The organism is Microbacterium umsixpiens, from assembly GCF_053543675.1.
The window spans coordinates 47,652-50,737 of the sequence record NZ_JBLVOH010000023.1 but is presented as its reverse complement, the minus strand read 5'-3'; the positions used below and the strand labels follow the sequence as shown (position 1 = coordinate 50,737).

Annotated in this window: 5 protein-coding genes; 3 read left to right on the top strand and 2 right to left on the bottom strand. The window is 69.3% G+C overall.

Annotated elements, in window-relative coordinates; translation table 11 throughout:
- Positions 1-164: 164 nt before the first annotated feature.
- Positions 165-665, bottom strand: coding sequence for a MarR family winged helix-turn-helix transcriptional regulator (locus tag ACNPM4_RS02330; protein ID WP_448984552.1), 501 nt, complete (start codon positions 663-665; stop codon positions 165-167).
- A 104-nt stretch (positions 666-769) separates the two neighbouring features.
- Here ACNPM4_RS02330 and ACNPM4_RS02325 point away from each other — a divergent pair, with 104 nt between their 5' ends.
- Positions 770-1,036, top strand: a complete 267-nt coding sequence (locus ACNPM4_RS02325; RefSeq protein WP_372467798.1) for an LPXTG cell wall anchor domain-containing protein — start codon at positions 770-772, stop codon at positions 1,034-1,036.
- On the opposite strand, the gene ACNPM4_RS02320 is transcribed toward ACNPM4_RS02325, so the two are convergent.
- Positions 1,020-1,547, bottom strand: a complete 528-nt coding sequence (locus tag ACNPM4_RS02320) for a helix-turn-helix domain-containing protein (protein ID WP_029264152.1) — start codon at positions 1,545-1,547, stop codon at positions 1,020-1,022. The genes ACNPM4_RS02325 and ACNPM4_RS02320 overlap by 17 nt on opposite strands.
- A gap of 70 nt (positions 1,548-1,617) precedes the next feature.
- Here ACNPM4_RS02320 and ACNPM4_RS02315 point away from each other — a divergent pair, with 70 nt between their 5' ends.
- Entirely contained in the window at positions 1,618-2,328 is a 711-nt protein-coding gene (locus ACNPM4_RS02315) for an ABC transporter ATP-binding protein (RefSeq protein ID WP_105711450.1), read from the top strand.
- On the top strand, positions 2,325-3,086 hold a 762-nt coding region (locus tag ACNPM4_RS02310; RefSeq protein ID WP_448984551.1), incomplete at its 3' end, for an ABC transporter permease. The genes ACNPM4_RS02315 and ACNPM4_RS02310, both read left to right, overlap by 4 nt.

Here is a 3,086-nt window from a genome sequence, read left to right as displayed (position 1 = left end):
GGCCGCTCCCGCCGCCGCCCGGCGGCCGTCGGGGGTCGACAGGTCGCCGGAGACCTCGACGCCGGCGAGGTCCACGCCGATGACGGTGTGTCCCTGCGCGCGGAGCAGCTGAGCAGTGGCGGCGCCGATGCCGGATGCGGCGCCCGTGATGACGTAGGTGCGTGTCATGTTTCCTCCTGAGTTGATGGGACGGTGTCGGGTGGAACGGGGGAGACCGTCGCTCGAGACGCTCCCGGCAGCGCGACGACGAAACGACTGAGGCTGGTCTGGAAGTCCGCGATCTCGTGCGGAGTCCAGCCCGCGAGGGCCTCTCCCACCATCTGCTGCCCAGCGGCCACGAGTCGCGCATATGATTCGATGCCGTCATCCGTCAGCCGGACCACGACCGTGCGCCCGGAGCGGATTCGATCGAAAAGCCCCTGGGCGGACATGCGGGAGACGAGCTTCGAAGCGGTCGGGCGTGACAGAGACGCTCGTTCGGCGAGCTCGCTGAATCCGAGGGAGCCCCCGCCCGCACCGACCGTGTACAGCGCGCGGACCTCGGTGGCATCCAGAGGGGCGTCGAGCTCCGCGGCGACCGAAGCCTGCAGGTCGTTGCGGCTCCATTCGGCCACCACCCGCACGAGCGAGGCACGGATGCTCTCGATCTCTCTGTCGATCGCCACAGTTCGACAATATCAGCTCAGTTGCGTGAGGCAACTGTTGATGCCGCGCATCCGGGAGTGGCGGGCGACCTTCCCTGGTGCTCCCGAATGACGGTGTGATCAGCGTGACGATCACCACGCCCGCGAGCGAGGGAGCCGAACCGCCGACCTCTCAGGTCGCCGCGATCACGAACGTGTACCCGGTGCTGCCTCCGGATCCGACTCCGGATGGCGGCGGCGGTGACGGCGGCGCGATGCCGGCGACCGGGCTGGACGGGTCCTCCGCGTCGTTGTACGCCGCGCTCGGAGCACTCCTCCTCTTGGCGGGAGCTGTCCTGATCCGCCGGCGACGGGGCGATCTGGTCGGTCGGGGGGTCAGTCCTCAGGAATGACGATCATGCTGAGGCCGACCCGGCGCCGCCCCTCGCCCTGCTCTGTCGTGTAGGGAGCGATCAGCGTGGCCAGTCCGGCTTGCAGTTGCTCCAGCGCGGCCTCGTCCACATAGAGCGGGACGGAGCCGAAGCCGAGGAAGCCACGCGCGCCCGGAGCCTCCTGGTCGGCGAAGCGGTCGAATCGGCCGGCGAGATCGCCGAGAAACGTGAGGAATGCGGAACGGAGCTGCAGGTCGCTCATCGCCTGCAGCTCGGCCTCCGGCACGTGCGCCATACGGTCGCCGAGGGTGAGCGTGCGCTCGGTCGTGCCCCGCACTTTCCGCTCTTTCGCCACGGCGAGGACGCCGGCGTCGATGAGGGCGGCGACATGCCGGTAGAGCGTGGGCTGCGACACGTCGGGGATCGCGTCGCGGAGCTCGGCGGTCGTCAGGTCGCGTCCGCCGAGCTGCTGGACGATGCGGATGCGTACGGGGTGCAGGATGACGTCGGCGATCGAAGTCTCTGGGGTCACGGGACGCCTCCATTATTATCACTGTGATAATGTTCTCGTTCTGTAGTCAGTTTACGGGGAGGGATCAGATATGGCAGCCATCGAGGTCACGGGTGTGACCAAGCGCTACGGCACGGTCGAGGCGGTGTGCGACGCCGACTTCGCCGCCGAGAAAGGTCGCATCACGGGTCTTCTCGGTGCGAACGGCGCGGGCAAGTCGACGACACTGCGGGTGCTGCTCGGACTGGCCCGCCCCGATGCCGGGTCCGCGCTCATCGACGGCGTCCCCTACCGAGCGCTGCACGCGCCCGCGCGCACGGTGGGTGCGCTGATCGACATCGCCGGCGCGAACCCGAGGATGACCGCCCGCGCGCACCTGCGCACGTACGCCGCTCTCAGTCGGCTGCCGAAGACGCGTGTCGAGCAGGCTCTCGCCGAAGTCGGCGCTCTCGAGTACGCCGACCGACGCATCGGGACGTTCTCGACCGGGATGCGCCAGCGCCTCGGGCTGGCGACCGCCCTCCTCGGAGAGCCCGAGATCCTCGTGCTCGATGAGCCGCTCAACGGACTCGACCCCGCGGGGATCGCCTGGCTCCGCTCCTTCCTCCGCGACTTCGCCGACGCCGGGGGGACGGTTCTGCTGTCGTCGCACGTGCTGAACGAGCTCGAGCACACGGTCGACGACGTCGTGGTGCTCGACCGGGGCCGCGTCCGCTGGTCCGGGACGCTCGCCGAGACGATCTCCGGGCGCGAGTCGCTCGAGGCGGCCTTCCTGCAGATCACCAAGGAGGTGGCGGCGTGAGCGTGCTGCGCGGAGAGCTGATCCGCGTCACCTCGACCCGGTTGCTGCTGTGGACAGCGGTCACGGCCGTCGTGGTCGCCGCCTTCCTCTCCGGGGTGCTCGCGATCGTCGGGCCGGAGAACGCCAACCCGCCCATGCCGGGCATCGACACCGCCGAGGGTGCGGGCCTGATCCTCGGCCTCTCCACCGTCACCCTGTTCATCCCGGCGCTGATCGGCACTGTGGCCGTGACCGGCGAGTATCGGCATCGCACCATCGGGACGACCTTCCTGGCCGTACCGCGCCGCGGGCGGGTGCTGGGCGCGAAGCTCGTGGTGTTCGCGCTGGTCGGCCTCGTTTACGGGGTGCTGTCCTCGCTCACGACGGGGCTCGTCCTCGTGTCGGCCGCGGCTGTGCGCGGTGTCCCTCTCGCGATCGGCGTCGATGACCTGCTCCAGTCTCTCGGCAAGCTGGCGGTCGCCTCTGCGGTGTACGTGCTGCTGGGTGTGGCGATCGGTGCGCTCGCACGCAACCAGATCGTCGCCATCGGCATCGTGCTCGGGTACTTCTACTTCCTCGAGAACGTGATCATGATCGTCCCCGGAATCAACGCCCTCTACCCGTACCTGCCCGGCGGCGCGACGGCGTCGCTCACGCGCTTCACGTTCCTGACCGATGCGATCTCCGAACAGACGCTGCTCGCCGCCGCCCCGCTGGTGTCGCCGATGCTCGGCGCGCTCATCCTGCTCGGATACACGGCCGTGGGCGCTCTGGTCGCC